We start from the raw sequence: 2,429 nt of genomic DNA, 5'->3' as shown, positions 1-2,429 counted from the left end.
CCATAGAACCCACCGTAAACCGCCCCCCACCGGGAGAAGGCCACGCCGCCCTCGGCCAGGATGGGACAATTCCCCCGTGGATGATCTTCAAAGGGAGCTGGTGCTGCGCCCAGCGCTCACCAAGGGCCTGGCTGTGCTGTCCGCCGCGGCCATAGCCACGGCAGGCATCGTCACGGCAATCCTGGCCGGCGATGCCCCGCCGGTTCTGGCCCTGATCGTGGGCATCCCATTCGCCGCCCTGATCCCTCTCGCACTCGCCGCACTCCTACGCACGCGAATCACCCTGACACCAGACGAACTAATAGAGCGGGGCCCGTTCAGCAAGAAGCGCCGCCCACGCTCGCAGATAGCCGAGGTGGTCCAGGCGACCATCATCGTCCCCGAAAGAGCCCACGGCGAGAACCTGTTCGTCCTGGACCCCCACCGAAACCCCCTCTTCAGAATCTCCACCGCCCCCTACACACACGAGGACCTGGGCCGTCTGATAAGGGCCCTGGACGTCCCGCATGCCCACCTGAAAACCCCCATACGAGCCAAGGACTTCACCGCCGATTACCCGAACCTGATCACCAAAACCGAGAAACACCCCTATCGCCTAGCATTCGCGGTAATCGCCGTAGCCTGCGTGGTTGCCATAGGACTGGCCCTAACTTTGCGCTGAACGTCCACACCACTCACGCAGACCTAGCAACGTTCCAGCGCCGCCTCAGATAGCCCCTCCCCGTCACCAGGCACGAGCGAAGCAAGCCTCCGGGGACTGCTCTTCCCCCATCTCCGGCCACCTGGGCACCCACACGGACTGGCCTCGGACGCGCCATCCCGGGCAGAGCAACAACCACGGTTTCGCGCTTCCAGCATCCTCAAGGACCTTGGCGCGCGTCGGTCACGCCTCGTACACTTCACGGTACGACGCGGAGGTGGTCAGGTGACCCGGGATGCAGTGTACGAAACCCGCTTCGGACTGACTGGCCAGGGCATACTCATCCTGCTCACCAGTATCGGGTTCTGCAGCATCTTCATTTTCGTTCCAGACATTTCTCTCACCATGCGTCTAATCGGCACCACATTTTTCGGCCTTATAGGGACAGCGACCCTTGGCATCGTGTTGACACGCCGGGTGGCCCTTCGCGTCGACGCTGATGGCGTCACGCTCGCCGGCTATCCGATCCGGTACCGAGCGACCCTGCTGTACGTCCCATGGACAGAGGTTCAAGCCATCGTCCTGTGGGCGCAGCACGGCAGATCGACTTTGCCATACATCGGAATCCGCCGAAACAAAGATGCCCGCAAAATGAAACCAATGGGTCGGGTGAATCGATGGCTTACGAGCTGGGTAGTTCCCCACATCCCCCTTGACCTTGTTCAGAGCAGCCGCCCGATCATCAACTGGCGGCTGGACCATGATCGCCTGGCCAAGGCGGTAGCCACCCACGCCCCCGACGTACAAATAGTCAACGTCAACTGAACCACTACCGCAGCCGCGAACGCCCAACCCGACAACCCCGAACGGAACTGGCCCCCAACCGTGCGCCGACGTCCACCCGCGTAGGCGTCCATGACTCCCCGTTCAGGAACCACAGCATCAAGACTTAGTGGGAGTCAGGGGTCGAAGCCCCGGCGCCGCTTCACGCGGGTGACCAGCTCGGCGAAGCCAGCAGGCGACATAGTGAGGTGGCCAGTGTCCGGAGCCTTGCTGTCCCGGAGGCCAACCGCTCCCCCTAAGCCCGGCAACCTCGATGCAGTCGGACTGAGTCGTGGTGCTACCGCTACAGGTGGACTTCCTCCAGATGGCCATGAATACCGCTCCATGGTCTCTATGAGCAGGCGCAACGATGCGTCTTCGGGCAGGGCCACATCCCCGTTGAGGTCGCACCAAACCCGATAAGAGGGTATCTCAGTCGCATCTTAGACAAGCCGCCCGCCGCCGGGAGCGACTGTGTAGACCACGTCCGCGCCGTCCACGGTCATGATCTTGGAGGAACCGTCCCGGCCGACATGAACGCCTACATCCCTGGGGACGATCCGCACGGTGATGTTGGGGTGCCTGGCCAGCTCAGCCAGGCGACCGAGCTGTTCCCGCATGATCGCCGGACTCGGTGGTCTTGGTTCCTGCAGAAGACTACGCCGGGTCACGCGCTATGAGAGCGCCCCGCGCGGAGAGCAACGAGGCCCTCCGGACGTGGAGGGGCCTCTGAGCTGGGAGCCGGCGAGGGGACTTGAACCCCTAACCTTCTGTTTACAAGACAGATGCTCTGCCGATTGAGCTACGCCGGCGCGGGCTCGTCCCGCATGGTAGTCGACTCGGGAAGTTTCTGGGGGGTCGGTGTCGATGCAGGGCGGGCGCGTTCGTGTAGGGGGTGAGAGGTCGGCGTCGGGTCGGCCGGTCAGCCCTGGGGGTTTCGGTGGGGAACGTTGTCTTGGTGGAGCAT

Annotated in this window: 3 protein-coding genes and 1 tRNA gene; 2 read left to right on the top strand and 2 right to left on the bottom strand. The window is 63.3% G+C overall.

What is annotated here, in order from left to right; genetic code table 11:
• Positions 1-76: 76 nt before the first annotated feature.
• Together E1200_RS32635 and E1200_RS32630 are read left to right on the top strand one after the other, a co-directional pair.
• Positions 77-661 (top strand): hypothetical protein, encoded by a 585-nt coding sequence (locus tag E1200_RS32635; protein ID WP_131956438.1) that lies wholly within the window; start codon positions 77-79, stop codon positions 659-661.
• A 264-nt stretch (positions 662-925) separates the two neighbouring features.
• Positions 926-1,465: a hypothetical protein gene (locus E1200_RS32630; RefSeq protein WP_131956436.1), complete on the top strand. Its 540-nt coding sequence runs from the start codon at positions 926-928 to the stop codon at positions 1,463-1,465.
• Between the two features lie 134 nt (positions 1,466-1,599).
• Here the strand turns inward: E1200_RS32630 and E1200_RS32625 are convergent, their stop codons facing one another.
• Positions 1,600-1,809 (bottom strand): DUF397 domain-containing protein, encoded by a 210-nt coding sequence (locus tag E1200_RS32625; RefSeq protein WP_131956440.1) that lies wholly within the window; start codon positions 1,807-1,809, stop codon positions 1,600-1,602.
• 392 nt (positions 1,810-2,201) lie between these two features.
• Positions 2,202-2,274, bottom strand: a tRNA-Thr gene (locus E1200_RS32620).
• Positions 2,275-2,429: the final 155 nt, after the last annotated feature.

The organism is Actinomadura sp. GC306 (genome assembly GCF_004348665.1).
GTDB lineage: Bacteria > Actinomycetota > Actinomycetes > Streptosporangiales > Streptosporangiaceae > Spirillospora.
This window is presented reverse-complemented; position numbering and strand designations above follow the sequence as displayed.